Source organism: Williamsia phyllosphaerae (assembly GCF_014635305.1).
In the GTDB taxonomy this organism is placed as follows: Bacteria; Actinomycetota; Actinomycetes; order Mycobacteriales; family Mycobacteriaceae; genus Williamsia_A; species Williamsia_A phyllosphaerae.
On record NZ_BMCS01000003.1, the window covers coordinates 601,111 to 626,665 of the forward strand.

25 protein-coding genes are annotated in these 25,555 nt (G+C 68.0%); 12 read left to right on the forward strand and 13 right to left on the reverse strand.

Annotated elements, in window-relative coordinates:
- Positions 1–20: 20 nt before the first annotated feature.
- Positions 21–365: an RNA polymerase-binding protein RbpA gene (locus IEV93_RS21345; RefSeq protein ID WP_188492762.1), complete on the reverse strand. Its 345-nt coding sequence runs from the start codon at positions 363–365 to the stop codon at positions 21–23.
- 209 nt (positions 366–574) lie between these two features.
- Between IEV93_RS21345 and IEV93_RS21350 the strand changes: the two genes are divergently transcribed.
- Positions 575–910 carry a hypothetical protein gene (locus IEV93_RS21350; protein WP_188492764.1) on the forward strand — a complete coding sequence of 112 codons (336 nt, stop codon included), beginning with the start codon at positions 575–577 and terminating at the stop codon, positions 908–910.
- A 15-nt stretch (positions 911–925) separates the two neighbouring features.
- On the opposite strand, the gene IEV93_RS21355 is transcribed toward IEV93_RS21350, so the two are convergent.
- The 6 genes from IEV93_RS21355 to IEV93_RS21380 are packed head-to-tail and all read right to left on the reverse strand — an operon-like array spanning position 926 to position 7,930.
- Positions 926–2,170: a TerD family protein gene (locus IEV93_RS21355; protein ID WP_188492766.1), complete on the reverse strand. Its 1,245-nt coding sequence runs from the start codon at positions 2,168–2,170 to the stop codon at positions 926–928.
- 50 nt (positions 2,171–2,220) lie between these two features.
- Positions 2,221–3,078, reverse strand: a complete 858-nt coding sequence (locus IEV93_RS21360; protein WP_188492769.1) for an HAD family hydrolase — start codon at positions 3,076–3,078, stop codon at positions 2,221–2,223.
- 13 nt (positions 3,079–3,091) lie between these two features.
- A complete protein-coding gene (locus IEV93_RS21365; protein WP_188492770.1) occupies positions 3,092–4,207 on the reverse strand; it encodes a cysteine protease StiP family protein in 1,116 nt (371 codons plus the stop codon).
- Positions 4,204–5,445, reverse strand: coding sequence for a phosphoribosyltransferase family protein (locus IEV93_RS21370; protein ID WP_229705382.1), 1,242 nt, complete (start codon positions 5,443–5,445; stop codon positions 4,204–4,206). Before IEV93_RS21370 ends, IEV93_RS21365 begins: the two co-directional genes overlap by 4 nt.
- 50 nt (positions 5,446–5,495) lie before the next feature.
- Positions 5,496–6,710 carry an HpcH/HpaI aldolase/citrate lyase family protein gene (locus IEV93_RS21375; RefSeq protein WP_188492774.1) on the reverse strand — a complete coding sequence of 405 codons (1,215 nt, stop codon included), beginning with the start codon at positions 6,708–6,710 and terminating at the stop codon, positions 5,496–5,498.
- Positions 6,707–7,930: a hypothetical protein gene (locus IEV93_RS21380; RefSeq protein WP_188492776.1), complete on the reverse strand. Its 1,224-nt coding sequence runs from the start codon at positions 7,928–7,930 to the stop codon at positions 6,707–6,709. Before IEV93_RS21380 ends, IEV93_RS21375 begins: the two co-directional genes overlap by 4 nt.
- Before the next feature lie 168 nt (positions 7,931–8,098).
- Here IEV93_RS21380 and IEV93_RS21385 point away from each other — a divergent pair, with 168 nt between their 5' ends.
- The 4 genes from IEV93_RS21385 (at position 8,099) to IEV93_RS21400 (ending at position 11,922) form a co-directional block, all read left to right on the forward strand.
- Positions 8,099–8,674: a TerD family protein gene (locus IEV93_RS21385; protein ID WP_188492778.1), complete on the forward strand. Its 576-nt coding sequence runs from the start codon at positions 8,099–8,101 to the stop codon at positions 8,672–8,674.
- Positions 8,675–8,791: 117 nt separating this feature from the next.
- Positions 8,792–9,940, forward strand: a complete 1,149-nt coding sequence (locus IEV93_RS21390; RefSeq protein WP_188492780.1) for a DUF475 domain-containing protein — start codon at positions 8,792–8,794, stop codon at positions 9,938–9,940.
- Positions 9,941–9,954: 14 nt separating this feature from the next.
- Positions 9,955–11,064, forward strand: coding sequence for a ferredoxin reductase (locus IEV93_RS21395; RefSeq protein WP_188492782.1), 1,110 nt, complete (start codon positions 9,955–9,957; stop codon positions 11,062–11,064).
- 33 nt (positions 11,065–11,097) lie between these two features.
- Positions 11,098–11,922, forward strand: a complete 825-nt coding sequence (locus IEV93_RS21400) for an adenylate/guanylate cyclase domain-containing protein (RefSeq protein ID WP_188492784.1) — start codon at positions 11,098–11,100, stop codon at positions 11,920–11,922.
- 10 nt (positions 11,923–11,932) lie between these two features.
- Here IEV93_RS21400 and IEV93_RS21405 read toward each other — a convergent pair whose 3' ends face one another.
- A complete protein-coding gene (locus IEV93_RS21405; protein ID WP_188492786.1) occupies positions 11,933–12,610 on the reverse strand; it encodes a YoaK family protein in 678 nt (225 codons plus the stop codon).
- 154 nt (positions 12,611–12,764) lie between these two features.
- On the opposite strand from IEV93_RS21405, the gene IEV93_RS21410 reads away from it, so the two are divergent.
- Entirely contained in the window at positions 12,765–13,865 is a 1,101-nt protein-coding gene (locus tag IEV93_RS21410; protein ID WP_188492788.1) for a glycosyltransferase, read from the forward strand.
- A 1-nt stretch (position 13,866) separates the two neighbouring features.
- Here the strand turns inward: IEV93_RS21410 and IEV93_RS21415 are convergent, their stop codons facing one another.
- The gene (locus IEV93_RS21415; RefSeq protein WP_188492790.1) at positions 13,867–14,730 is read right to left on the reverse strand and encodes a cyclopropane mycolic acid synthase family methyltransferase; all 864 of its coding nucleotides are present in this window, start codon (positions 14,728–14,730) and stop codon (positions 13,867–13,869) included.
- A gap of 262 nt (positions 14,731–14,992) precedes the next feature.
- Here IEV93_RS21415 and IEV93_RS21420 point away from each other — a divergent pair, with 262 nt between their 5' ends.
- Genes IEV93_RS21420 through IEV93_RS21440 form a run of 5 tightly spaced genes read left to right on the forward strand, consistent with a single transcriptional unit; the run spans position 14,993 to position 20,335 of the window.
- Complete coding sequence (locus tag IEV93_RS21420) at positions 14,993–15,424, forward strand: type II toxin-antitoxin system Rv0910 family toxin (protein WP_188492792.1); 432 nt, start codon at positions 14,993–14,995, stop codon at positions 15,422–15,424.
- Positions 15,425–15,448: 24 nt separating this feature from the next.
- The gene (locus tag IEV93_RS21425) at positions 15,449–17,527 is read left to right on the forward strand and encodes an MMPL family transporter (protein ID WP_188492794.1); all 2,079 of its coding nucleotides are present in this window, start codon (positions 15,449–15,451) and stop codon (positions 17,525–17,527) included.
- Positions 17,524–18,390: an alpha/beta fold hydrolase gene (locus IEV93_RS21430; RefSeq protein ID WP_188492796.1), complete on the forward strand. Its 867-nt coding sequence runs from the start codon at positions 17,524–17,526 to the stop codon at positions 18,388–18,390. Before IEV93_RS21425 ends, IEV93_RS21430 begins: the two co-directional genes overlap by 4 nt.
- 13 nt (positions 18,391–18,403) lie before the next feature.
- Positions 18,404–18,871 (forward strand): nitroreductase family deazaflavin-dependent oxidoreductase, encoded by a 468-nt coding sequence (locus IEV93_RS21435; protein ID WP_188492798.1) that lies wholly within the window; start codon positions 18,404–18,406, stop codon positions 18,869–18,871.
- Positions 18,872–18,916: 45 nt separating this feature from the next.
- Complete coding sequence (locus IEV93_RS21440) at positions 18,917–20,335, forward strand: glucose-6-phosphate dehydrogenase (RefSeq protein ID WP_188492800.1); 1,419 nt, start codon at positions 18,917–18,919, stop codon at positions 20,333–20,335.
- Positions 20,336–20,354: 19 nt separating this feature from the next.
- Here the strand turns inward: IEV93_RS21440 and cynS are convergent, their stop codons facing one another.
- Positions 20,355–20,807: a cyanase gene (cynS, locus tag IEV93_RS21445; RefSeq protein ID WP_188492803.1), complete on the reverse strand. Its 453-nt coding sequence runs from the start codon at positions 20,805–20,807 to the stop codon at positions 20,355–20,357.
- Between the two features lie 94 nt (positions 20,808–20,901).
- Between cynS and IEV93_RS21450 the strand changes: the two genes are divergently transcribed.
- A complete protein-coding gene (locus tag IEV93_RS21450) occupies positions 20,902–21,819 on the forward strand; it encodes an alpha/beta fold hydrolase (protein ID WP_188492805.1) in 918 nt (305 codons plus the stop codon).
- A gap of 6 nt (positions 21,820–21,825) precedes the next feature.
- Here the strand turns inward: IEV93_RS21450 and IEV93_RS21455 are convergent, their stop codons facing one another.
- From IEV93_RS21455 to IEV93_RS21465, 3 genes are read right to left on the reverse strand one after another with little or no spacing between them, the layout of a single operon-like run.
- Positions 21,826–23,685: a glycoside hydrolase family 15 protein gene (locus IEV93_RS21455; RefSeq protein ID WP_188492807.1), complete on the reverse strand. Its 1,860-nt coding sequence runs from the start codon at positions 23,683–23,685 to the stop codon at positions 21,826–21,828.
- Between the two features lie 28 nt (positions 23,686–23,713).
- Positions 23,714–24,205: a CoA-binding protein gene (locus IEV93_RS21460; RefSeq protein ID WP_188492809.1), complete on the reverse strand. Its 492-nt coding sequence runs from the start codon at positions 24,203–24,205 to the stop codon at positions 23,714–23,716.
- A complete protein-coding gene (locus IEV93_RS21465) occupies positions 24,202–25,506 on the reverse strand; it encodes an O-acetylhomoserine aminocarboxypropyltransferase/cysteine synthase family protein (protein ID WP_188492811.1) in 1,305 nt (434 codons plus the stop codon). The genes IEV93_RS21460 and IEV93_RS21465 overlap by 4 nt, the downstream gene beginning before the upstream one ends.
- Between the last annotated feature and the right edge of the window lie 49 nt (positions 25,507–25,555).

Sequence of the window (25,555 nt, forward strand, 5' to 3'; positions counted from 1 at the left end):
CCTCGGGGTTGTGACCAGTTCTAGGTGCTGACGCCGCGACGCTTCTGCTTGAGCAGGTCGAGCCGCTCGGTCAGCAGGTCCTCCAGCTCGGACTCGCTGCGACGCTCCAGCAGCATGTCCCAGTGGGTGCGCGGGGGCTTGACCTTCTTCTCGTCGGGCTCGGCGCCCTCGAGGATGGTGCCCTCCATGCCGTTCTTGCACGGCCACTTCGACGGGATCTCCGCGTCGTCGGCGAAGGGGACGTCGAAGAGCTCGCCGTTGTCGGTCCGGTACTGCACGATCCGCCGCGGGGCGAGGTCGTGGTCACGATCGGTCTCGTAGCTGACGGCGCCGAGACGGCTTCCTCGTAGTACACGATCTGCCATGGTGTGTCCTCTCTGCTGTGTGCTCGTCGTACCCGCCCGCACATCGGAGCGTCCGGGGTGGGGACCGGCGGATTCCCTGTTCAGGGCATGCGCTGCCGATCGTTGTCGAGCCAGAACGTGTCCATGCTACTCGTGTCGGGCGATGTGGTCATCCCACGTTCGCGGCCCGGTCATGTCGAGCCTCGCGGCGACGGCGGTAACCTGCGTCGATGGAGTCCGCACGCCGACGACGGCCGTATGCGTGCGCGTGGTGCGGCAGGTCGATCGTCGATTCCGAGACCGGTCGACGTCGCAAGTACTGCAAACAGGCCTGCCGACAGCGCGCATACGAGCAACGATCACAGGTCAGCGGGACCTCGGTCCCCGCCGACGCGGTCATCCTGAGCACCGCAGAGGCGGAGCAGCTCGTGGACCGGCTGTTCGAACTGCGGTGCGCGGCCGAGGACGTCGCCACCGCCGTGGCGGAGAAGGCATCGCACGACGAACTGACCGGACTGTGTCGGCGACTCCTCGAGCAGGCCGCCGACGCCGACCGACTGCGCTGATCGGCGTCAGAGCGGTTACAGGAAGCGGTCGACCTGCTTGGCGGCCTCGCCGGGATGGCGGGCGTTCATGCCCTCGCCCATCGCCTGCAGCTTCCAGCCGGACCCTTCGCGGAACACCTTGGCCATCACGATCCCGGTGAACGGCATGCCGCCCGCGAGTGTGTAGCGCGCGAGCTCGGCGCGGTTGGTCTGGTCGATGAGCCGACAGAAGGCGTTGTCCACCTGCTCGAACGTCTGACCCTGATACGAGGTGACGATGAACAGCACCTGGGTGATGTTCGGCGGGATGCGGGTCAGGTCGACGTTGATGACCTCGTCGTCGCCGTCGCCCTCACCGGTCAGGTTGTCGCCCTCGTGGTGGATGGAGCCGTCTTTGCTCTTGAGCTGACCGTAGTAGGCGAGGTCGGCGAGCTGCTTGCCTGCGAACATCATGGCCGAGGCGTCGAGGTCGATGTTCGATCCACCGCCGCCGCCGAACAGTCCGCGCTTCTTGGTCACGACCGGGTCCCAGCCCAGCCCCATGGTGATGCGGGTCAGAGCGACACCACCGTCCTTCTTCAACGACACCTGCTGACCCTTGGTGAGGCTGACCGGGCGGTCCTTGCTCAGGCTGACCTCGCCGGTCGAGGCCGTCGGCCACGACGATGCGCTCGGTGCCGGGGTGGGTGCGGGCGGCGCCTGCGGTGCGGGCCGTTGGTACGACGGAGCCGCGGCCGGGGGAGTCTGCGGGGGTGTGGGAGTCGCGGCAGGCGTGGGAGTCGGGGCAGGCGCGTCGTCGACCGACACACCGTGATCGGTGACCAGGGCGGCGAAACCACCGGCGTAGCCCTGCCCGACCGCGCGGACCTTCCAGTCGGTCCCGCGCCGGTAGACCTCGATCGCGATCACGATGGACTCCGAGGACAGCCCGTCGATCGGGTAGTCGTAGGCGTTCTGTCCACCCACGCGCACGTGGGCCACGGGTGCGGCGATCGGACCGAATGTGCCGTTCTCCAGGGTGATGATCGCGCGGATCTGGGCGATGTCGGCCGGGACCGCTCCCAGGCTCAGCGCCAGGGTGCCGATGCCGGCACCGGTCGTCAGAGTGACGCCGGGACCGGACGGCTGGTTGAAGAAGACGAAATCGGCGTCGGTGCGGACCTTCCCGGAATCGGTGACGAGGAGTGCGGACAGATCACCCGCCGCAGCCAGGTCCACCGAGATCTCCACGTCGGTTCCTGCGAGGGGGCCGTTCTGTCCCTTGGTCAGCGTCGTCGCCATCAGTCACGTTCCTCAGTCGGTCGTTGTGTTCGTATTCAGGTCGGTCGTGCTCACGGTCGTGGGACCACCGCGGTCTCGCGAGACCAGATCAGCAGACAATCCAGGATCTCCTCGGCTGCGGCGATGCCCGAAGCGCTCGTAACGGACAACGTCGGATGGTGCCACGAGAGTTCCTGCAATTCGCCGTGTCGGGGTCGGATCGCCCGGTCGGCCGACATCAGCAGCGGTCGGTCCAGTACGCCGTCACCCGCGGCGAACAGACGGTCGGTGGGGTGCGGGACGTAGTGCTCCCGGACCGCGGCGACGGCCGCTGACTTGGTCACCGGGTCGGGCATCACGTAGATCTTGCGGCCCTGACGGGACACGTTCCATCCGCGCGGTCGGGCCCATTCCCGCCATCGGTCGACCAGATCGGGCGGCAGCGTGTCCAGTTCGACGACGGCGTAGCAGAACAGACCGTCGGCGATGCGTAGCGACCGCAGCCAGGCGGGGTCGGCGTCGGCGGCGAGGTGGTCGTGCACGTCCGACACGGAGGCACACGCCGCGGCCAGCCGCCGCTCGACCTCGGCTCGCCACGCGGGGTCGGGCACCCCGTCGACGAGGATCTCGCCGCCGTTCGCGGCCACGGCGAATCGGGGACGCGACGGATCCGGGGTGAACGGCAGCTCGACGCGCCGGAACTGTTCGACGCTGCGGGTGGTCACCGGGACGACGGTCGCGACGTGGTCGAGTTCGTCGAGCAGGTCGACCGCCCGGTGCGACATGAACGACTGTGGTCGGCCCTGGTAGATCTCGACGCACCGCAGGGTGGCCGCGCACGCGTAGTCGTCCGCCTCGACGCCGAGTTCGGCCGCGGCGGTCGAGTAGATGAGGGTCCGATCGAGATCGGTGGCGACGAGCGCGGTCATTGCTGCCTTTCGATCACTCGAGTTCCCTGATGAGCCCCATGCACGAGTACGCCAGATCGTCGACGACCTCCACCGGCACGCCCCGACTCTCGGCGAGGGCGTGGATGTGGTGCAGTTCGGGGGCATCGGGGTCCCGCACCAGGATCCGCCACGGGACCCGGCGCAGCAGCACGCGCGTGGTCTCACCGACGCCGGGCTTGACGAAGTTGGCCGTGGTGATGCCGTACCGAGCGCGGATGTCCTCCACCGATCGCCACCCACTCCAGGTCGGTGTCCGATCGGTGGCGACGAGGTCGGCAACGGTGTCGTCGACACCGCCCGCGACGTCGCCGAAGGCCGCGGACACCGTGTCGAGCAGGCGGTTGGAGACGTCGGCGCCGGACAGTTCGCGGTAGAACTTCGCACCGTGAAAATCGTTCGGGCCGATCAGATCTGCGTTCAGGACCGTCCGTGACACCAGACCCGACACCGTGGAGTTCAGGCAGGCCGAGGCGATGAGGAAATCGTCACGGGTGCCGTAGGTGCGGACGCAGTGCCCGGGATCGGCCAGGACGGCGAGGTCGGGGTTGAATCGTGGTCCCCCGGCGGCCGCGGTCTCGTCCAATGCCGCGGTCAGTTCCCTGGCAATCGCACCCTTGCCGGTCCAGCCGTCGACGAAGACCACCGACGCCGGGTCGTGGTGTGCGGCGAGGTGGTCCATCGCGGTCCGGTCGATGCCGCGATCGCGGACGATCGACACCGCGTAGTGGGGGAGTTCGATTCCGTGCCGGTATCGCGCCCACCGACGCATGAGGATGCCGACCGGGGTGCCCGCCCGTGCCAGTGACGCCAACACCACGTTCTCGCCACGTTCGGCGATCACCAGTTCGGTGACGGCCGCGACGGCTGCGGCCAACGTGCCGGCGGTCTCGGCGAGCACGGTGTCGAACAGCGCCCGGTAGCGCTCGTCGGGCTGGAACTCGATGGGCAGCGACTCGGCGTAGTGCGCCGTACCGGCCTGGATCGCGCGTTCGCGGATCTCGATGTCGGCCTCGAGGTCGACGTCGGACAGGTCGGTGAGCAGCCAGGCGACCTCGTCGGGGGAGTAGCTGCCGAAATCGGGCCCGTAGAGCGGCGTGGGCGCGTTCATTGGCGGACACCCCGGGCGACGGCCAGGGTTCCGAACCGGGTGTCCCCGACGACCAGCAGCACCAGATCGCGCCCGGACCCGGTCAGCGCGGCGACGACCGAGTCGTCGGCGACGAGGGCGTCGGTGTCGGCGGCTGCGTCGACGATGAGCACGCGCTGCGTACGGGGGTCGGCCTCGGCCGCGTTGTAGAGATACCGCAGCGGGGCATCCGGCGACGTGCGCACCTCCGGCGCGGTGAAGACGAATCCGTGCCGGAGCGGATAGCCGTCCTCGTCGCGCACGTGGGCCGGGGAGCGGGTGGTCGTCTGCGACAGCACGACTCGACCGGGGCTCTCCAACGCAGCCGCGATCCGCATCGGCAGGTACATCAGTTCCTCGTGCCCGATCACGACCACCGGGCGTCCCGGGTCGAGGTGGGGCGCGAGCGCGTTCGCCGCGGCGTCGACGAGCGCGGTGAACGCCGGCTCGTCGGTGGAGAGGAATCCGTGTCGGCCGCCGTCGGGGACATGGTGCGGCCACGCGACGTCGATGCGGACGACCTCACCGTCGTCGACGGTGTCGCGCGGATGCGCACCGGAGGGTTGCGGGTCGGGAAGAGCCGCGACGCGGGTGGCGAGGTCGGTGGGCACGGTCGCGACCCCGCGCGCCAGACTGACGAACTCGACGGTGACATCGGCGGCAGCCGCGGCGGCGTCGCAGCCCGCGACGTCGGCGTCGGATCGCATGTCGACGAGGGCCGCCACGACGTAGCGACGCCGGGGTGCGAGCTGGTGCAGCGATCGGATCGCGTCGAGTGCGGTGGCCCCGGTGGAGATCTCGTCGTCGACGAGCACCAGTGTGTCCCCGCTGCTCACCAGTTCCGGTGACGACGGCTGGATGAGATGGTCGGTGGCGTGTGAATGTCCTTCGGAGAACCGCGCCCACGTGGCGCCGGGAGCGCCGGGGCGTCGGGTGGAGTGCAGGTAGACCGCCGCGCCGAGGCGTCGGGCCACGATGTGACCCAGACCCGTTGCTGTCTCGGCGAACCCGAACACGACCACCGATTGCGCGTCGGGCAGTTCCACCAGGTCGGCGAGGTCGGAGCCGGCGCGGATAATGGTCGACGGCGCCACCGGGATGTGTTTGCCGAGCACTCGCGACACCCAGAGGTGTGCGCGCTTGGGGTTGCGTCGCAGACCCGGTTCGATCAGCGCGTCGATCGTCCACCCGGCGACGCCGTCGACATGGGAGGCCGTCAATCCGAGATCCGTTCCGGCCCAGGGTGTCACGGCGGGTGTGGGGTGCGTCGTCACCGATCGACCACCGTGGTCAGCAGTTCGATCACCGCGACGTCGGGACGGGTGACCCCGAACACGGTGGCGCGCGTCAGTGTGCGCTCGGCCCAGGCGCGATGCGGGCGACGCTCGTTCATCTTGTTGCGGTACTCCGACGGGAGCACGCCGCCGACGTCCCCGGTCGCCTCCGGCCCGGTGTGTTCGTCGTCGACCCCGAGTACCGCGAGCGCGTCGACGTACTCCTCGTGCGAGACCGTGCACATCGAGTGGACCACGTTGACGTGCGTCGGGTGGATGACGGTCTTGCCCTGCAATCCGTTCGCGCGGTCGAGCACCAACTCTCGCAGCAGACCGTCGAGGTCACGGCTGACGAGGTGCGTGCGGAACCGGACGGCGTCGATCTCCTTGAACGGCGTGTTGCGCAACAGCGGTCGGAACATCCGCTCGTGCGCGTTGTAGTACTCCCACACCGGCCCGGTGATCACGAAACCGGTTCCGTCGCGACGCCCCAGGATGTTCACCACCGCCGCGATCACCGAGGCGACCGGGTGGACGTCGTAGATCGTCAGGTCGGGATCACGTCGGATACCGAACGCGCCGCACAGGTCGGTCGCACCGATACGCACGGCCAGGACGGTGTCGCGGAACTCGGCGAGCAGGGCCGCGATGGACGTCAGCTCGCCGTCGCGCGTCTCGAGGGCCAGCACGTCGGGCGTCTCGATGATCGGCATCGCGTAGAGCCGACGTCCGATGACACCGGAGGCCCGGTTGATCCGGGTCAGGTAGTCGCGTCCACAGGACGAGCCGAACTTGGGGATCGCGAAGCCGGCGAGGATGTCGGCCCCCGTGGTCATCTCGGCGATCAGCGCGTCGATCTGGTCGGCGGAGCGGACGCGGACGAACAGCAGGGGACCGCCGCGGGAGGCGAGCGTGTCGAGCGCCGCCACGACCGCGTGCAACCCCGCGGCGACCGCGTCGTCGGGAACGGCGTCCTCGAGATCGATGACGATCGACACCGACCCCGCCGCGGCGGCGCGTTCGATCAGCGACACCAACCCGTCGCGGATCGCCGGGATGTAGAGCGTGGCGCCCAGCGCGGTGGCGAGGAGTTCACGCTCGGCGTCGACCGGGATCGGCTGGGGTCGCCGATAGAACAGACGACCGAGCTCGCGCTCGTCGAGCATCGGGAAATGTGTCACCGTCCGACCCGTGGTCGCGGTGGGAGTCATCTCCGTCTGCCCTGACCTTTCATCTTCCCGACGACATCGGCGACGAACGCGGCGATGTCGTTCAGCTCGGTCACGTAGCCCCAATAGTCCGGGTGGGTCCCGGTCAGGCCGGCGGTGGCCCGATCCGCTCGGGCCGCAGCCGCGTCGAGGACCGTTCCCCACTGCGGTACCAGGCCCCGGTCGACGGCGAGCAACTGCGCGTCACGAATCTGAAATCGGACTCTACCCTCGACGGCCTGCGGGTCGGCTCGAACGTCGCGCAGCGTGGTGAGGCGGTCGGTCACCCCGTCGACGAAGTGTTCCGCGTCGGCCAGCGCGGACCTGGCCGCGCCGACCTCGGCACCGGCCTGGTCCGGATCTGCGCCCAGCAGTCGTGCCGCGGAGTCGATGTGTCCCGATGCCGCCCGCAGGGCCTCGTCGCCACGCCGGTCGTGCCCGATCAGATCCTCTGAGCAGGCGGCCGAGAACTCACGTAGCAGCGCCGAATAGGTCTCCGGTAGGCGCTCGGCGCGGGTGCGCACCGCCGACAATCGCGTCCGGACCGACGACAGTGCCCGCTCCACCTCCACGGAACGGTGCGGGGCGGCCTCGACCGCCGCGGTCAGTTCTTCAGCGGCAGCGGTCAATTCGGCCGTCGCGGTGTTGAGTTCGGCTGTCGCGACGCCGTCGGCCGCGTCACGGGCGCGGTCGAAGTCGGACCGCACACGGGCGAGATGGTCCAGCCCGGATCGCACCGAGGTGTAGACCGACAGCTCGGCGGGCAGGGCGTCGACCGCCGTGATGGCCGCGTCCGATGCGCTCATGGCGGCCCCTGCGCGGTCGGGGACCGCCGCGCGCATCGTGCGGGCGCCCTCGATGGCCGTCGAGTGCTCGGAGTAGAACCGATCGAGCGCCGAGATGGACTCGTGAATGTCGCGTGAACACTGTTCGTACTCGGCCTGACGGTTACCCGGCGTCGCCGTAGGGGTGTCCGGTGAGTCGCTCAGCGACAGGTATCGGTCGATGCTGACGTAGACCCGGGTGCGCACCGGCTCGAAGGCCTGCGCCAGCGAACGGTCCCCGCCCAGCGCCGTGGCGGCGTCGACACCGTCGGCGATGATGGAAAGCCGCTGGTCGAGCTGGAGGAAGTCGCGGACCATGGCTTCCCGGGCAGCGTCGAGTGGCCCGGTCGGGGTGCGTGACCCCGAACGGGGACCGCGTCCGAACCAGCCAGTGACCACCTGCGCAATCGTACTGGGGAACCTTTGGACCGGTCGCGGCAGTTGTTCGGGGGCAGCCGGTCGGACACCTCGATCGCTCGCACCGGATGTCGGACTTCACGTACGGTGGCTGCAATGTATTCAGACTGGGTTGACCAGCTCTGACGGGCAACAACGGAAAGGACTGACATGGGCGTCAGCTTGAGCAAGGGCGGCAACGTTTCTCTGACGAAGGAGGCCCCGAACCTCACCGCGGTGGCCGTCGGCCTCGGCTGGGACATCCGTTCCACCACCGGGACCGACTTCGACCTCGATGCCAGCGCCATCGGCACCGGCACCGACAAGAAGGCGTTGTCGGACAAGCACTTCGTCTTCTTCAACAACCTGACCTCGCCGGACGGCTCCATCGAACACACCGGTGACAACACCACCGGTGAGGGCGAGGGCGACGACGAGGTCATCAAGGTGAACCTGGCCGCGGTGCCGCCGGAGGTCGACTCGATCGTCTTCCCCGTCTCGATCTACGACGCCGACGCGCGCTCGCAGTCGTTCGGACAGGTCCGCAACGCGTTCATCCGCGTCGTCGACCAGGCCAACAACGCCGAACTCGCCCGCTACGACCTCACCGAGGACGCGTCGACCGAGACCGCCATGGTCTTCGGCGAGCTCTACCGCAACGGCGCGGAGTGGAAGTTCCGCGCAGTGGGCCAGGGCTACGCGTCCGGCCTCGCCGGGATCGCACGGGACTTCGGCGTCAACGTCTGACCCCCTGCGTGCAGTAGCGTCATACTGCCCATCCACGTGACCAGCACTCGGGAGTCGTGGCCGCCGACGTCGGTGGTGCGACTCCCGAACTGCGTCCTCTAGCGAAAGGCCACATCAGTGGTTGTTCGGACCTTCGGGATCTCGGTCCTGGTCACCATCGCCTCGCTGGTCGTCGCGTTCATCTACGGCAGCTGGGAAGCGGTCGCACTGTGCGCCATCCTCGGCGTGCTCGAGGTGTCCCTGTCCTTCGACAACGCCGTCATCAACGCCACCGTGCTCGAGAAGATGAGCGAGTTCTGGCAGAAGATGTTCCTGACGGTCGGCATCATCATCGCCGTCTTCGGCATGCGCCTGCTGTTCCCGCTGGTCGTCGTCTGGGTCACCGCGGGCCTCAACCCGGTCCAGGCGTTCGACCTGGCGCTCAACCCGCCCGCCGAGGGATCCGGGCAGGAGTCCTACGAGCAGATCCTCACCGACGCCCATCCGCAGATCGCGGCGTTCGGCGGCATGTTCCTGTTCATGCTGTTCCTGAACTTCATCCTCGCCGAGCGCGAGACCAAGTGGCTGTCGTGGTTCGAGAAGCCCCTGGCCACCATCGGCAAGCTCGACCAGCTGGCGGTCATCATCGCCGGGCTCAGCCTCACCCTCGTCGCGGAGTTCCTCGCCGACGACCAGCATCGCGCGACCATCATGATCGCCGGCGTGCTCGGCATGATCACCTACATCGCGGTCGACGGACTCGGGTCGCTGTTCCACACCGAGCAGCTCGAGGAGGACCACGAGCGCGATGTCGCCTCGCGCGCTGCCGGCGGACCGTCCACCCTCGTCAAGGCCACCGGCAAGGCCGCGTTCTTCCTGTTCCTCTACCTAGAGGTCCTCGACGCGTCCTTCTCGTTCGACGGTGTCATCGGCGCCTTCGCCATCACCGCCGACCCGATCATCATCGCCCTGGGACTCGGCTTCATCGGTGCGATGTTCGTCCGTTCGATCACCGTCTACCTGGTGCGCCAGGGCACGCTGTCGGACTACCGCTACCTCGAGCACGGTGCGCACTGGGCCATCGGCGCCCTGTCGGTGATCCTGTTCATCTCGATCGAGTACCACATCAACGAGATCATCACGGGCCTCGTCGGGGTCGCCTTCATCGGCGCCGCCTTCCTCAGCAGCGTGGTCGCCAACCGTCGCGAGGAACGTTCCGACGGGGATTCCACGCCGAAGTCGGGTGGCGGAGAGTCTCCATCCGAGATGGCCACCGCGACCGACTGATTCGGAGACCCGAAGTGGATCTGCTCAAGTGGAGTAAACAGCCCGCGAAAGATGTCGAGGCGGCGAGACCGCAGGTCAACATCGTGCGCGGACTGATTGCTCGGGCGACGACCCCGCTGCTGCCCGATGACTATCTGCACCTGCTCAACCCGCTGTGGTCGGCGCGAGAGCTGCGTGGCCGGATCGTGTCGGTCACCAAGGAGACCGCCGACACCGCCACCGTGGAGATCGAGACCGGGTGGGGCTTCTCGCACAGCTACGCGCCGGGGCAGTACGTCGGCATCGGGCTGCAGGTCGAGGGCCGTTGGCACTGGCGCTCGTACTCGCTCACCTCGATCGGTGAGTCGCGACGCAAGCGCATCACCGTCACGGTCAAAGCCAATCCCGACGGGTTCCTCTCGACCCACCTCGTCGACGGGGTGCAGCCGGGCACCGTCATCCGACTGGCCTCGCCGCAGGGTGACTTCACCCTGCCGAACCCGGCCCCGGAGAAGCTGTTGTTCATCACCGCGGGCAGCGGCATCACGCCCGTCATCTCCATGCTGCGGGGACTACGCGCCCGCGGCGACCATCCCGACATCGTGCACGTGCACTCGGCGCCCACCCGCGACGACGTCATCTTCCTCGACGAGCTCGAGGAACTCAGTGCGTCCGAGCACTATGTCCTCGACCTGCAGCTGACCCGCGAGATGGGCAAGATCGACGTCGCCGATCTCGGCGCCCGGGTACCCGACTGGCGGGACCGCTCGGCGTGGGCGTGCGGGCCGGTGGCCATGCTCGACCAGGTCGAGACGGTGTGGGCGCACCACGGCATCGAGGACAACCTGCACATCGAGCGGTTCGCGATCGCGCGCACCGACAAAGGCGGTGAGGGCGGCACCGTGACGTTCGCGAGGTCGGACAAGACCGCCGAGATCGACGGGGCCACGACGCTGCTCGAAGCGGGCGAGAAACTGGGCGTCCAGATGCCGTTCGGGTGCCGTATGGGCATCTGCCAGACGTGCGTGGTGCCGTTGAGCGAGGGATACGTCCGAGACCTGCGCTCCGGCGACGAACACCGTGAGGGCGACCGCGTCCAGACCTGCATCAGCACCGTCTCGGGTCGATGCACACTGGACCTGTGACGACGAGATCGCCACGGATGAGACCTCCGGACAATGGCTGATCCCGACGACATCCGACACCCCCGCGGACGCGCGTTCCTCGACGGAGTGAACCGCGTGCGAGCGTGGGCCGCCCGGGTGAACCGGACGGACTCGGTGGTCGAGGCGGCCCGGTCGGCTCGCAAGGTGGCACCGGGGGATCTGCCGATCCTGGAGGTGTCGAGCAATCCGACCCGCAACAGCGATCGCATCGCCCGACTCATCGGCGAGGCGGGATCGGCGCAACCCACCGCCCTGCGTGAACTCGGCCTGACCGCGGTACAGCTGTGGCAGGCACTGGTCGCGCGCAGACCGGCGGTGTCGGAACCCAGCGAGTACGTGACGATCCTGTTCACCGATCTGGTCGGTTTCTCGACGTGGGCGCTGCGGGCCGGTGACGACAAGGTGCTCACGCTGTTGCGTCAGGTCAACGCCGCGACCACCGACGTCGTCACGCGCCGCAACGGTCGCGTGGTGAAGTCGCTGGGGGACGGTGTGATGGCGGTGTTCGTCGACGGCGCCGACGCCATCGAAGCGGCACACGAGGCCGGACTCGCGGTCAGCGCGATCACCATCGACGGCTACCGTCCCGCACTCCGTGCGGGACTGCACACGGGCAAGCCCCGCCGCGACGGTGACGACTATCTCGGCGTGGACGTGAACATCGCCGCGCGGGTGGCCGATGCGGCCTCCGGTGGGGAGGTCCTGGCGACGAGTTCCACTCTCGACGTCACCGACGCCGACAAGTACATCAAGCGGCGCAGGCGATTCCGGGCCAAGGGCGCCCCGAAGGACCTGATCGTCTATGCCGTTGTCCCCAAATATGATTCGGGACCGTGACAGGACTCGATCAGCCGAGCACCCCGGCACGGTCGGCCACGGTGTAGGTGTAGGTGGCGACCACGGCACTGATCACGGTGGCGGTGAACAGCATCTGCGGATTGCTCACCACCAAGCTCATGAGTCCACCGATCAGTGCGCCGCCGACGAACGAGAAGTACAGCAGGAAGTAGCCGAGCCAGTCCGACGCCTTCCCGCCGCTGATGTGGCGTTCGATTCCCTGGCCCATCTTCACGAGCGTGCCGGTCACGTAGCTCAGCGGGATGGACACCTCGCCGTCCTTGCAGAACGATGTGTTGAGGGCGCCGATTCCGAAGGCCACGAACAGGATCGGGACGAACTCGACCTGCGGCGCGTTCCATCCGGCCATGATCAGATCGACCACCGACGCGACGATGAGAGCCCCCGTCGTCAGGACGGTGGCCCCATGCGGGTGGTTCACCCACAGGTGGCGCCGACACAACGACGCGACCACGACACCACCGACGAAACTCAACGTGATGAAGATCGCGGCGCGCGCGAGAGTCGGTTGATCGGTGAAGAACCCGAGAACTGCGCGCTCGGCGTTGCCGGTCATGAAGGTTACGAAATATCCACCGGTGACGGTGAATGCGGCGGCGCCGACCAACCCCGCCAGGCCTGCGAGCACCCAGGACAACCGGGCTTCGCTGTCTGCGATCACGTCCATGCGGCCGAGGTTAGCGAAAGTTCTCCGACCGCGCCGTGACGGATCCGACCGATGTGCCGGAACACAACACCGACAGCACTCTGTTGTGCGATCGTTGTGCCGCTGTACATCTCACCGACAACGACCGGTGTGATGCCCGCCTCATACTGCGGCGATGCACATCGTTCAGGTCGCGAATTTCTATGGGCCGCGCTCGGGTGGTCTGCGCACCGCGGTCGATCAACTCGGGCAGGGATACAGCGATCGCGGACACACCGTGTCGGTGATCGTCCCCGGGGCTCGAGCCCGCGAGGAGGTCCTGGCGTCGGGGGTGTGTCGCATCACCGTTCCGGCACTGCAGATCCCGTTCACCGGCGGTTATCGGGTGGCCGATCCCCATCGCGTCACCGACGTCTTGCGCGGGTTGCGGCCCGACGCGATCGAGGTGTCCGACCGACTCACCCTGCGTGGCCTCGGTCCGTGGGCACGACGCCGTGACATCGCCGCGGTGATGATCTCGCACGAACGTCTCGATCGACTGCTCGGACAGATGATGCCGACGCGATTCGCCCGTGCCGCAGCCGATCTCGCCAACTCGCGGACCGCCGCCGGGTACGACGCGGTCGTCTGCACCACCGAGTTCGCGCGCGCGGAGTTCGACCGGATCGGGGCGTCGAACGTCCACCGCGTGCCGTTCGGCGTCGACCTCGACCTGTTCCACCCGCGGCGTCGGGATCCCGAGGCCGTGCGGACGTGGCGCGGATCGGCCCGGCACCTGATGGTGCACTGCGGTCGGCTGTCGGTGGAGAAGCACGTCGAGCGCAGTATCGACTCGTGCGCGCACCTCGTGCGATCGGGCGTCGACACCCACCTCGTCATCGCAGGCGACGGGCCCCGACGCGCCGCACTGACCCGACGTGCAGCGGGTTTGCCGGTGACGTTCACCGGGTTCCTCGACAGCCGGACCGCGGTGGCCGGACTGCTCGCGGCCGCCGACGTCGCCATGGCCCCCGGCCCCCACGAGACGTTCTGTCTCTCGGCACTCGAGGCACTGGCGGCGGGGACGCCGGTCGTCGCCTCACGCACCTCCGCCGTCGCCGAGATGCTCACCGATCGGTGCGGCGCGGTGGTCCACAACACCGCGGAGTCGTTCGCCGAGGGCGTGCAGACGGTGTTCGGTCTCCCCGAGGGCGGCCGCACCGATGCCCGGCGACGTGCCGAGGTGTTCGGTTGGCCGTCCTCGGTGGACGGGATGCTCGACGTGCTGAGCGCGTGACCTACTTGGCCAGCGTGAACTGCATGACGTCGATGTAGCCGTTACGGAAGTAGTCGGCGCATCCGGTCAGGTAGTGGATGTAGGTGTTGTAGACGTCCTCGGATGCGATCCGGATCGCGTCGTCGCGACGCTTCTCGAGGGCGGCGGCCCAGATGTCGAGCGTGCGGGCGTAGTGCTGCTGCAGCGGCTGGATCTTCTCGACCGTGAAGCCGGCGGCGGTCGACTCGCGTTCGACGTCGTGCGGCTCGGGCAGCTGACCACCGGGGAAGATCTCGTTGGCGATGAACCGCGCGAACTGCAGCACGTCGCGTGTGATCGGCAGTCCTTTCTCGCGGATGACGTGGCGGTTGAACGCGACGATCGTGTGCAGCAGCATGCGCCCGTCCGCGGGCAGCAGGTCGTACGTCTTGGCGAAGAACTGCGGGTACCGCTCCGCGCGGAAGTGCTCGAAGGCCCCGATGCTGACGATGCGGTCGACGGGCTGGTCGAACTCCTCCCACCCCTGCAGCCGGACCTCGGCGGTGCGACCCTCGGGGGTCGCCTCGGCCAATGAGGCGTTGACCAGCTCGTACTGGTTCTTGCTCAGCGTCAGGCCGATCACGTTGACGTCGTATTTCTCCATCGCACGCTTGATCGTGGTGCCCCACCCGCAGCCGACGTCGAGCAGCGTCATGCCGGGCTCTAGTCCGAGCTTGCCCAGGGAGAGGTCGATCTTCGCGTACTGCGCCTGCTCCAACGTGTAGTCGTCCTGCTCGAAGTACGCACAGCTGTACATCCGCGACGGGTCGAGGAAGAGGTCGAAGAAGTCGTTGGAGAGGTCGTAGTGGGCCTGAACGTCCTCGTAGAACGGGTCGAGATCGGTCATGGGTGAGAGTTACCTTCCGTAGATGTCCCCCCGGACCGGCGTGGCCGGGGCCGCGGGCGCCCGGGTGACCCGGGTCACCACTTCAACAGCGGCGTCGGGCCACGATACCGCGCACGCCGACCGGTACCGGTAGCGTCACGTCGAGCACTGTGGAACCCAGTGCGGCCGGCCCGGCGACCACCGGTGACGTCGCACATGCGGTGCACACGACACCAGAAACCCAGACATGCACCCCGGAGGGTGCAGCAGGAGGAATCACCCGGTGGCAAGTGTGACTGTGACCGTCCGCTCCGACCTCGAGCCAGCGGCCGCGTGGGCGTTGGCGTCAGATCTGCAGCGGTTCGACGAATGGCTGACCATCTTCGCCGGATGGAAGTCCGACGTACCCACGACCATCGCTAAAGGCACGAAGGCCTCGTCGCTGATCAAGGTGAAGGGTTTTCGTAACACGATCAACTGGACCGTCACCGAATACGACGAGCCGAAACGGATCGGTCTGAAGGGCACCGGTCGCGGTGGGGTGAAGATCGATCTGTCGATGACCGTGTCACCCGACGGCAAAGGCTCCGCCTTCGACCTCACGGCCGACCTCAGCGGCGGGCTCCTCAGCGGTCCGGTCGGCAGGTTGGTCGCCCGGGTGATCGAGTCCGACGTACGGTCCTCGGTGGACAACCTGGCGGCGCTGACCGCCTGATCCGCGACGCGGCAAGGAACCACGATGGAGCGACTCGCACGCCTGGTCATCGCGCACCGTCGGTGGGTGCTGGCCGCGTGGCTGTTGTTGGCGGTGGTGGGCGGGTACGCCGCGCCGCAGGCCACCTCGGCCCTGAGCTACGACTTCAGCCTGCCCGGACAACCCGGATACGAGTCGAACCTCGACATCATCGAGCAGTTCGGCAACGGCGGCGGCAACCCACCGATCCTGGTGGTGGTGGGTGATAGCAGCCGACAGGTCCCCATCGCCGCCGGCGAGACGGTCGGTCGGCTCGCCGCGCAGGCGGCGCCCGGGGCCCGCGTCGCGTCGTTCGCCGACCAACCCGCGCTCCTCTCGAAGGACAAGACGGTCGGGGTCGTGGCCGTCTACCCACGACCGCTGCCGGGATCCGAGGTCTACGGCGCGGCTCTACCCGCCCTCAAATCGGTTGCCGCGCAGGTGCAGGAGTCGACCGGGGTGCCGGTGGCGGTCACCGGCCAGGACGAACTGGCCAGCGGCGGCGGTGGGGGAGGCGTCGACATCCTCGCCGAGACACTGTTCGGCGGCGTCGGGGCCCTGGTCGTCCTCGCACTGGTCTTCGGATCGTTCCTGGCGATCATGCCGCTCCTCATCGCCGCGGCGTCGATCCTGACGACGTTCCTCATCGTCTGGGGCCTCACCGCGGTCACCGACGTGTCGTTCATCGTGCAGTACCTGCTCGCCCTGATCGGTCTCGGCGTCGCCATCGACTACGCATTGCTGCTGGTGACCCGCTGGCGCGAGGAACGCGGCCACGGTGCCGACAACGCCGAGGCGGTGCATCGGGCGATGCTCACCGCCGGGCGGTCGGTGCTGTTCTCGGGTATCACCGTCGCGGTCAGCCTCGCCGCGCTGATCGCACTGCCCGTCCCGTTCCTGCGCAGCATCGGTTTCACCGGTCTGCTCATCCCGGTGGTCAGTGTCGTCGCGGCGCTGACGTTGCTCCCCGCGTTGCTGCTCACCGTGGGCCCACGACTGGCGTGGCCGCACCGCCGGTCACCCGAACCCGACAGCCGACTGTGGCATCGGGTGGGTGTCATCGTCGTCCGGCATCGCTGGTGGTCGGCACTCGCCGCGATCGTCGTGCTGCTCGCCATGGCCGCCCCGCTGGTCGGCCTGCAACTCGGTCAGCCGACCAACGACTCACTCGCATCCACCGGCGGCCCGGCCGGCACCGCGATCACCCACGTCGAGGAGTCCGGTCTCGGCGCCGGACTGACCGCGCCGGTCGAGATCGTCACCACCGATCCCCAGCGGGTCGTCGCCGCGGTTTCTGACGTCGACGGGGTCGCCGCCGTCATCGCCCCGGGGTCATGGACCACCGGCGGGCGATCTGTCGTGGACGCGTGGACCACGGACGACGCGTCCAGCGGGACCGGGGCCGACGCCGCGGCCGCGATCCGGACCGCCGCGGAGAAGACCGGCGCCGACGTGGGCGGAGCACCCGCGCAGAACGCCGACTTCATCGACGCCGTCTACGGCAACGCCTGGTGGATCATCCTCATCATCGTGATCGTGACGTTCGCGTTGCTCGTGCGCGCGCTGCGATCGATCGTGCTGCCGCTGAAGGCGTTGGTGCTCAACGTGATCTCGCTGGCCGCCGCATACGGGATCACGGTGCTGGTCTGGCAGGACGGTGTCGGTACGCAGCTGCTGTTCGACCAGGACTCCTCCGGCGCCATCACGGTGTGGATCCCGATCGCGGTGTTCGCCTTCCTCTTCGGGCTGTCCATGGACTACGAGGTGTTCCTGCTCAGCCGCATCCGGGAGGAGTACGACGCGACCGGCGACACCGACGAGGCGACCGTGGTCGGGGTGGCCCGCACCGGTCGGCTCGTCACCTGCGCCGCCCTGGTCCTGTTCCTCGCGTTCATCTCGCTGTCCCGTGTGCCCGCCACCGACGTCAAGATCCTGGCGACGGCACTGGCGCTCGGGATCATCATCGACGCCACGATCGTGCGGGGCGTCCTCGCTCCCGCGTTGGTGGCGGCACTCGGACCGATCAACTGGTGGCTACCCCGCCGGCTACGGCCGTCGGCCCCACACGAAGGCGGAACCCCATGACCGGCATCACCCACACCCGCATCCACGGGGAACGCGTCGCCTACCGCGACGCGGGCACCGGCGACGCGATCCTGCTGATCCACGGCATGGCGGGCAACTCGACCACCTGGCGGGGGGTGATGCCGTCGCTGGCCACCCGATACCGGGTGATCGCACCCGACCTGCCCGGTCACGGCGAATCGGGCAAGCCGCGCGGCGACTACTCGCTGGGATCGTTCGCCGCCTGGCTGCGAGATCTGCTCGACGAACTCGAGATCGACCGCGTCACCGTCGTGGGTCAGTCCCTGGGTGGTGGCGTGGCCATGCAGTTCACCTACCAACATCCCGAATACTGCGAACGGCTCTCCCTGATCGGCAGCGGCGGACTCGGACCGGACGTCAGCTGGACCCTACGACTGCTGGCCGCACCCGGGGCGGAACTGTTGATGCCGGTCATCGCGTCGAAGCCGATCATCACCGCGGGCACAGCCGTGCACTCCTGGCTCACGGCCCGCGGACTCCGGGCCCCGCGGGCCAACGAGATGTGGCAGGCCCACGCCTCGCTCGGGGACCGTGAGACCCGTCAGGCCTTCCTCCGGACGCTGCGATCGGTGGTCGATCACCGCGGCCAGGCCGTCAGTGCCCTGAGCCGGCTCTACCTCAACACCGGTCTTCCGACGCTGCTGATCTGGGGCGACGACGACGCCATCATCCCCGTCGAGCACGGGTACGCCGCCCACGAGGCGATGCCGGACAGCCGCCTCGAGGTCCTGCCCGGCGTGGGGCACTTCCCACAGGTCGAGGCGCCCGAGACCGTCGCCCGACTCCTCGGCGAGTTCATGACCCAGGCGCCGGGGTCGCTGCGCACCGGCGATCACCGCTGACTACCGTCGACACATGGAACTGCTCACACCGCTCGCCGTCAAGATCGGCGCCATCTCCTGGATGCCGAAAGCGCTACCCCAGATCGAGAAGTGGGACAGCCGTCTGCAGCGGATCACCTCCGGACGACTCAGCGCCCTCGACATCGCCGGTCTGCCCAACCTCATGCTGCGCGTGCCCGGGCGAAAGAGTGGCGCCATCCGGTCGACGCCACTGCTGTGCGTTCCACACGAGGGCGGATGGCTGATCGCCGGTTCGTATTTCGGCGCCCAGAAGATGCCCGTCTGGGTGCTCAATCTCCGGGCCACCGACCAGGCCGAGATCATCGTCGACCGCGAGACGGTGTCGGTGGTGTGGCGGGAGGTCTCCGGGGCCGAACGTGCGCGGCTGTGGGACGTGATGGTCGGCACCTGGCCCAACTTCACGCTCTACGAGAAGCGCACCGATCGCGAGATCCCGGTGTTCGTCCTGACGCGGCGGTGACGGCTCGCCGCGCCGAGCACACCGGGCGGCAGGCATAGTGGTGTCATGGCTGACGACACCCCCACGGTCTTCGTTCTCTTCGGATCGACCGGAGACCTCGCGAAGCGAATGGTCTTGCCCGCGTTCTTCGAACTCGCACACCGCGATCTCCTGCCCGCGCGCTGGCGACTGATCGGCAACGGTCGCGGGCAGCGGACCGACGACGAGTTCCGGGACCACGTCAAGGACGCGCTCGACGAATTCGGGACCGGTACCGACAACGACACCTGGAGGACCTTCGCCGAGAACCTCCGGTTCGCCGGTGGCGGCTTCACCGCCGACGACCCGGGAGCGCTGCCCGACGTCATCGACGAGGTGCGCAACGACGATGACTTCGACGGCGACGACGTCCAGCTCGTGCACTACATCGCCCTGCCGCCCGCGACCTTCACCGACTACACCAGGGCGCTGGGCGAACACGGCCTCGCCGAGGGATCACGTGTGGTGTACGAGAAGCCCTTCGGCACATCGCAGAAGGCGTTCGAGCAACTCGACGCGGCGGTCCACGAGGTCTTCGACGAGCAGCAGGTCTATCGGATCGACCACTTCCTCGGCAAGGAGAGCACCCAGAACCTGCACATCCTGCGTTTCGCCAACGGGATGTTCGCCGGGTTGTGGAACCGCGAGCACGTCGAGCAGGTCCAGATCGACGTTCCCGAGACGCTCGACATCGACGACCGCGCCGAGTTCTACGACGCCACCGGCGCCGTCCTCGACATGCTCGTCACCCACCTGTTCCAGGTCGCGGCCGAGGTCGCCATGGAACCGCCGATCAGCCTGGGCGCCGATGATCTCCAGAGTGCCCGTGAATCGGTCATCGCCGCGTTCCGGCCCATCGACACCGACGAGGTCGTTCTCGGTCAGTACCGCGGATACCGCGAGACCGAGGGCATCGCAGACGATTCCACCACCGACACCTACGTCGCGGCCCGCATGTGGGTGGACACCGATCGCTGGCGCGACGTGCCGTTCGTGATGCGCACCGGCAAGATGCTCGGCGCCTCCGCGCAGCGGGTGACGCTGGTGTTCCGCCGGCCCGACGACGGTCCCATCAAGCACCTGCCCGCCAACGGTGCCGCCCTGACGTTCGACCTCTCCGGCGACGGTGCGATCGACGTGACGTTGACGGTGAAGAAGCCCGGACCGGGTGAGGACCTCACCGTCGGCCACCTCGAGCTGCCGCTCGAGACCGTCGCGACGTCCGACGGTGGTGGGCTGTCCCCGTACTCACGGTTGCTCTACGACGTCCTCGACGGCGACCGATCGTTGTTCACCCGGCCCGACGGTCTCGCGCACGTGTGGGAGGTCGCGGCCCCGTTGCTCGACAACCCGCCTGCCATCGCGCCGTACGAGGCGGGATCCATGGGCCCCGGAGCGGCCGACGATCTCGCCGCACCGGTCGGGTGGTTCACCACGACGTCCTGAACAGGGCTGTGCGACCGGGTCAGTCGGCACTGACCCAGTCGTAGGGCAGGAATTTGCCGTCGAGGGTGATCACGACGCGATCTCCGTTCGGGTGCGTCTTCTTGTCGATGTCGATGCTGAAGTTGATGGCGCTCATGATGCCGTCGCCGAAGTTCTCGTGGATCAGTTCCTTGAGGGCGGGGCCGTACACTGCCAGCGCCTCGTAGAGGCGGTAGATGGTCGGGTCCGACATCGCGACGTCGCGGTCGGTGCCGCGCACCGGAACCGTGCCGAGCAGCGGGATGACGCCGACGTCGAGGCCCAGTTTCTCGACCAGGATCTCCGCTTCCGGGCGGGGGATCGGGTGCTGCCCCAGCAGGGCCGCGGTCGTCCACACCACCGGCCGGTCGATCGCATCGGCGAGCTCCTGCCAGGTCAGGCCGCTGCTGATCCGGCGTTGCGCGATCAGTTCGGTGAGGTCGGTTCTGTTCATCGGCATCCTCTGGTCGTTGCGGTAGCGGTGCCTCACCAGATCTACCTGACGGCGCCGTGGCGCGCGCGTCGGACTCAGTAGCTACGCTCACGACATGTCCGACACGTACTTCCTCGATCCGAACATCGGGCGGAGCAGCAGCGTCGGTTCATTTCGCAGCGCGGTCGGCTTCGGGCGGTTCGCCGCCGCCTACCGCGACGGGATGTCGCTGCTGCCCCGCCCGGACGACGTCGTCGCAATTCCGACATCGTTCGGGCGTGTTCGCGCTTATCGATGGGGCACACGCGGCGGCGAGCCGCTCGTGCTGCTGGCCGGCCGCCAGTCGTCGACACCGTTGTGGCGGGCCAACATCGAACCGCTTCTCGGTTCGCGTGACGTCTGGTCCATCGACTCGATCGGCGAGCCCGGTGCGAGCACCCAGACCGCGCCGCTCACCGACACCGAGGATCAGGTGGCGTGGGTCGACGAGGCGCTCGCCGGACTGACGTCTGATCGCGTACATCTGATGGGGGTCAGTATCGGTGGTTGGCTGACCGCACAGTGCGCGATCCACAGGCCCGGTCGCCTCGCATCGGCCATCCTGCTCGATCCCGCGAACACCTTCGCGCCGTTGACCGCGAAGATGATCGCGGTGTCGATGGGCTCCGTCCTGCCCGGTCTCCCACAGAGGCTGCGACACAAGCTACTCGGCATGACCGCGGGCGGCGCATCGGTGTCCGACCAGGTACCGGAGGGGCGACTCATCGCGTCGGGGATGCGGGACTTCGCGCAATCCGTTCCGCAACCGGCACGCCCGTCGGCCGCCGAGCTCGCGGCGATCTCGCTCCCCGTTCTCACGATCATCGCGGGCGCGAGCATCGTGCACGACCCGCGTCGCGCGGCAGCCGCAGCGCGGTCCATACCCGGCGCCGAGGTCGAATTGTGGCCGGGAGCAACGCATGCGATCAACGGTGAACGTCCCGACGAGATCGCCGAACGCGTGACCCGGTTCATCGCCGAGCAGATGAACTGACCTCGGTCAGGCGCCGAGTTCGCGATCCAGGTTGAACGCGGCGGAGATCAGCGCCAGGTGCGTGAAGGCCTGGGGGAAGTTGCCGAGCTGTTCGCCGGTCAGACCGACCTGCTCGGCGTAGAGACCCAGATGGTTGGCGTGGGTGAACATCTTCTCCAACGCCAGCCGCGCGTCGGCTCGTCGCCCGACGCGCGTCAACGCCTCGACGTACCAGAACGAGCACAGCGAGAAGGTGCCCTCGGTGCCGCTGAGTCCGTCGTCGTGGTCACTGGAGTCATACCGGAAAACCAAAGAGTCGCTGACCAACTGGCCCTCGATGGCGTCCAGGGTCGACAGGAACCGGGGGTCGGTGGGGGACAGCAGCTTCACCGCCGGGATCAGCAGCAGCGACGCGTCGAGGTGATCGGACTCGAAGGTCTGGGTGAACGCCTCACGCTTGTCGCTCCAGCCCTTGTCCATGATCTGGTGGAAGATCTCGTCGCGTGTCGCCATCCAGGTTCCGACGTCGCCGGGCAGTCCGCGTTGCCTGCTCATCCGGATCATCCGCTCGAAGGCAACCCAGCACATCAGGCGGGAGTAGACGAAGTTCTGGGACTCCGAGCGCACCTCCCAGATGCTCTCGTCGGACTGATCCCAGTTGTCGACCAGCCAGGACATGACCTCGCACAATTGATTCCACGAGTTGTAGGAGATACCCGCGCCGTACTTGTTGAACAGGTAGACCGAGTCGATCAGTTCTCCGTAGATGTCGAGCTGCAGTTGATTGGTGGCGCCGTTGCCCACGTTGACCGGCTTCGATCCCCGATACCCCTCCCAGTGCTCCAGCGAGTGCTCATCGGGCGGGGTCTCACCGTCGATCGTGTACATCAGGCGCAGCGGGCGGCCGTCCTCGTCGCCTCCGTCGCTGAACCGGTCGGTGAGCCAGCTCATGAAAGCCGCGGCCTCGTCGTTGAATCCCAGACGCAGCAACCCGTAGAGGGAGAAAGCCGCGTCGCGGATCCACACATACCGGTAGTCCCAGTTGCGCTCGCCGCCGATCTCCTCGGGGAGCGCCGTGGTGACCGACGCGACGATGGCCCCGGTGGGCTCGTGCGTCATCAACTTCAACGCGAGCGCCGAGCGGTGCACCATCTCGCGCCAGCGCCCCTTGTAGTTCGACTGCGCGAGCCATGACTGCCAGAACCGCACCGTCGCATGGACGATGTGCCCGGATGCGTCCGAATCGACCTCGTCGTCCGGTATCTCGTCGACCCCGAGTGAGAACGTGGCCGTCTCGCCGACCCCGAGTTGCACCGTCGCGGTCACGGTGTCGTCGTCGGCGACCTCCAGTGGGACGTCGGCGGCGAGGTGCAGCGTGAGGTCACCGCCGGACAGGGTCACCCGACGGTCGCCGTCCGCCTCGACGGTGCGTTCGGCGCGGCCGTAGTCGAACTGCGGATCGAGGCGGGTCGACATGGTCACACGTCCGCGGACGCACTCGATGCGGCGGACGATCCGGGTGCGGTGGTCGGGATCCTTGGGCGTGGTCAGTGGCATCAGGTCCTGGACCTCGGCGACACCGTCCTCGCTCATGAAGCGCGTGACGAGGACGTTCGAGTCCGGGAGGTAGAACTGCTTCGTCGACACCAGCCCGTCGACCATCGCGACGTCCCACGAACCACCCTTCCCGGAGTCGAGCAGCGCACCGAACACGCTGGGGGAGTCGAAGCGGGGGCAGCAGAACCAGTCGATCCGACCGTTCATGCCGACCAGTGCGGCCGTCCGGAGGTCGCCGATGACGCCGTGGTCGGCGATGGGGAGATATCCGTCGGTCGAGTCGTCGGTGGTCGGGGTCGTGGTGGCGTCGTTGCGGGTCACACTCCCCATACTGACAGTCGGTCGCGGATCGCCCGGTCTACAGACCCGATCGGCGGCGCGAGTCGATCACACCGGTGTCGAAACCGGCGAGGTGGAGCCCGCCGTGGAACCGTGCGTGTTCGATCTTGATGCAGCGGTCCATGACGACCGTCAGCCCCGCCTCCTCGGCCCTGCGCGCAACGTCCTCGTGCCACAGTCCCAGCTGCAGCCAGATGGCCCGGGCACCGACCGCGATGGTCTCGTCCAGCACCGAGGGCAGGTCGTCGTGTCGACGGAACACGTCGACCAGGTCGGGGGTCTCGGGCAGATCGGCGAGGGTCGGGTAGACCGGCGTGCCGTCGACGTTGTCGATGGTCGGGTTCACCAGATAGATGGTGTAGTCCGAGGTCGACGACAGGTAGCGGTTGACGAAGTAGCTCGCCCTCGCCGGGTTGGCCGAGGCTCCGACGATCGCTATCGACCTGGTGTCGAGCAACAGTTCGCGTCGGCCTTGCGCCGAGGGACCCTGCCAGTTGCGCTGCGCGGTCACGCGTCGACCCCCGACTGCGAGGTCGCCTGCGTCAGGGCCTGATCGAGATCCCAGATGATGTCGGCCGGGTCCTCGATGCCGACGCTGATACGGATCAGTTCGGGACCTACCCCGGCTCCCTCGAGCTGGGCGTCGGTGAGCTGACGATGTGTGGTGCTCGCCGGGTGGATGACCAGGGTGCGGACATCGCCGATGTTGGCGACGTGGCTGGCGAGCCGCACACTCTCGACGAACTTCTGACCGGCGACGCGGCCACCCTCGATGCCGAACGCGAAGACCGCGCCCGGTCCGGCGGGGAGGTACTTCGCGGCGCGTTCGGCGTGCGGGTGGTCCGGCAGACCGGCCCAGCGCACGTAGGAGACGCGAGGATCGGCGTCGAGCCATTGCGCGACGGCGCGGGTGTTCGCGATGTGTGCGTCCATCCGCTGGGGGAGTGTCTCGATGCCCTGGATCAGCTGGAACGCCGAGGTGGGCGCGAGGCTCGCTCCGAGGTCGCGGACCTGCTCGCTGCGGACCTTGGTCAGGAACCCGTACTCGCCGAAGTTGCCCCACCAGCTCAGCCCGCCGTACGCCGCGACCGGGTCGGTCATGGCGGGGAAACGCCCGGAGCCCCAGTCGAAGCGGCCGGACTCGATGATGACCCCGCCGAGGGTGGTGCCGTGACCGCCGAGGAACTTGGTGGCCGAGTGCACGACGATGTCGGCACCGAACTCCAGTGGGCGGCACAGCCAGGGTGTCGCCATGGTGGAGTCGACGACCAGCGGTAGCCCGTGGTCGTGGGCGACGCCGGCCAGCCCTTCGAGGTCGGCGATCTCACCGGACGGGTTGCTGATCACCTCGGCGTAGATCAGCTTCGTCGATTCGGTGATGGCCGCGGCGTAGTCGGCCGGGTCGGTGCCGACCACGAACGTGGTGTCGACGCCGAACCGGCGCAGGGTGACGTCGAGCTGGGTGACGGTGCCGCCGTAGAGGCCGGCCGCGGCGACGATGTGGTCGCCCGCGCCCGCCAGGGTCGCGAAGACCGCGAACTCCGCCGACAGGCCGCTCGCGGTGGCCACCGCTCCGATACCGCCCTCGAGGCTGGCCATCCGCTCCTCGAACGCGGCGACGGTGGGATTGCCGATGCGGCTGTAGATGTTGCCGTACTTCTGCAGGGCGAAAAGATCGCCCGCGTCGGCGGCATCGGCGAAGACATAACTCGCCGTCTGATAGATCGGGACGGCGCGCGCACCTGTGTGCGGATCGGGTCGGGCACCTGCGTGAATCGCTTTCGTGCGCAACCCGAATTCGTGTTCGGTCACCCACGCGAGACTATCTGATCTCGAGGCAGGCGTGGACAGGCGTGGGTGC